The 2200-nt window shown below is 39.2% G+C and carries 3 protein-coding genes and 1 pseudogene; 2 read left to right on the top strand and 2 right to left on the bottom strand.

Annotated features, from left to right (window positions below; all coding sequences use genetic code 11):
- Positions 1-248, bottom strand: a pseudogene (locus H6S82_RS29930) (hypothetical protein); the annotation flags it as partial.
- 168 nt (positions 249-416) lie between these two features.
- Here H6S82_RS29930 and H6S82_RS29925 point away from each other — a divergent pair.
- Positions 417-962 (top strand): hypothetical protein, encoded by a 546-nt coding sequence (locus H6S82_RS29925; protein WP_190460986.1) that lies wholly within the window; start codon positions 417-419, stop codon positions 960-962.
- A 78-nt stretch (positions 963-1040) separates the two neighbouring features.
- A complete protein-coding gene (locus tag H6S82_RS29920) occupies positions 1041-1724 on the top strand; it encodes a Uma2 family endonuclease (RefSeq protein WP_190460984.1) in 684 nt (227 codons plus the stop codon).
- 16 nt (positions 1725-1740) lie between these two features.
- Here the strand turns inward: H6S82_RS29920 and H6S82_RS29915 are convergent, their stop codons facing one another.
- Positions 1741-2103: a hypothetical protein gene (locus H6S82_RS29915; protein ID WP_190460982.1), complete on the bottom strand. Its 363-nt coding sequence runs from the start codon at positions 2101-2103 to the stop codon at positions 1741-1743.
- Positions 2104-2200: the final 97 nt, after the last annotated feature.

The following is a 2200-nucleotide window of genomic DNA, read 5'->3' as shown; positions in this document are numbered from 1 at the left end:
ACACCTGCTACAAAGAGAACATTATGCTCAGGCACCCACATCATGCCATAAAACTGCCCGAACTTCTGTTCACCTAACCATTTTCCCGTACTTGCCTCAGTTTTAGTCAGTACTTTACCTTCATTATTGATTGAAATGTTGACATCTCCAATCTTCAAGTTTGAAGTTGAAAACAAACCATCAGCAGATACAGGAACTGTCGAAAAACCAATCATTGCCAAAGATAGGATTGTTACTTTTTTGAGCATAAATTCCCCTTTGAGTAATCTTTTTACTTTATTCCCAGCATCTCAACCGTGTCATCACTTATGGTTGGCGGAAAAAGACGGATAAAGACGGGAGTTTTATTAAATATGTTTACAATGGGCGGATTATAGCGGATAATAACGGATAAAGTAGGCTTTGACTTAAGGGCTATGGACACAACAGAGGTGTTAAAGTATTTGGACGAACTCGTTTTCGCTCAAACGGGTAAGCACCTCGATAGTCTGCAAAGAGCAATTATCAAAGGCGTTATCAGCGATCGGAAATACGCGGATATTGCCAAAGAATATCAATGTACGCGAGGTCACGCTAAAGATGAAGCTTATGCGCTTTGGCAACTTCTTTCTGAAGCTTTGGGAGAAGATTTGAATAAGTCAAATTTCCGGGCTTGTGTCGAAAGATTGGGAATTGATAAATCTAAGTATAAAAGTCAAATTATCGGTCATTATGTTATTGGTGGTAGTATTAATAACTGTTCCAATCCTTCAGAAGTAAATGAAAAATCAGAGTTAGGAAATTTGGAATTTCTTGGAAAAGAAGCTACATCTGTTAACGGCAAGTCTAACAAGCTCGAAACAGGCAGAAAACAAGCTAAACTGGAAACAATACCGCGATTGATAAAAATTGGCTTAACAGCAGAGCAAATTGCCCAAGTTCTCGATTTGCCTCTGGAGGAAGTTCTGACGCACCATAGTTAATCTAATTTGCAAGTTGCGTTAGAATAGTAAACAGCTAATTTACGGCAGCAATATAAAGCTCGATCGAGAGCAGTTAATATGGTAACGACAAACAAAAATTTAGTCGAACAAACCGTTCCTGCAAGCGCCAGAGAAAGCAGAGTGGTGATGAAAGGCGTTAGTTGGGAAACATACAAAAAATTGATGTCAGAAGTAGGAGACGATCGCGCTTGGAGAATTGCTTACGATCGAGGAGTATTGGAAATTAGAATGCCGTTATTAGAACACGAACTTCCCAAGGGTTTACTAGAAAGCTTTATCGAAGCAATTGCAGACGAACTCGGTATCGAAGTACTGAAAGCCGGGTCGCTAACACTGGAACGAGAAGATTTAACAAACGCGATCGAACCTGACTCCTGTTTTTACATTCAAAACGAAGCAGAAGTGAGAGGAAGAGAAGAAATTATTCTTCCTGGCGATCCACCACCGGATTTAGCGATAGAATCAGATTATACCAGTTCTTCTGTTAATAAACAAGCTATTTATTCAGCTTTAGGCGTAACCGAATTGTGGCGATATACAAAGAAAACACTTTTAGTTTATCGACGAATTGAGGGAGGATACGAACAGTGCGAACAAAGTTTAGCCTTTCCCTTTTTACCAATAAGTGAAATTCCAAGTTTGATCGAACAAAGTAGGTCTATTGGACAAAGAAGTGTAGTGCGGTTATTTCGGCAGAGAATTAGAGAAATTTTGGATAGTCGAGCGACGGGTGATAGTTAAAATTGCATAAAATTGTTTATTCTATCCTCCAATCATAGATCGTGCTTTGTTGTCGAGGCTCGTTATTTGCCGTCGATACAAACAGATTTTGCCCTCTAGCATTCCTAAATTGAAACAGACAAAGACCTAATCCCGTTCCAGAACAATCGAGAACTTCTGTGTAGCCTTTTTTGATTAAATAATCAATGACACCGCTGCGATTTGGATTGTTAACTTGTTCGGGATTAACAACAGGTCGCCATCCTCGCTGAATTAACATCGTCCTAGCTTGCGCGTAATTCATGTTTCGCCGCAGTCTGGGCAATGATTGTGCAAAAGATGACAATTGCACTGAAAAAATTGTACTTATAAGCACGCCGGAAAAGAGTAGTTTATTCATCGTTGTTTGCTCGCTTATGTGTGATAATGTCTGATTTAACCTGACTTAATTTATAATTTTACCGCAGTTACTCAAGTTTCTGCTTAATAATACCAAG

Origin of the sequence: Planktothrix sp. FACHB-1355 (assembly GCF_014748295.1) — a bacterium.
GTDB lineage: Bacteria > Cyanobacteriota > Cyanobacteriia > Cyanobacteriales > Aerosakkonemataceae > Aerosakkonema > Aerosakkonema funiforme_A.
Note: the sequence above shows the minus strand (reverse complement) of the source record. Positions and strands in the feature narration are given on the sequence as shown.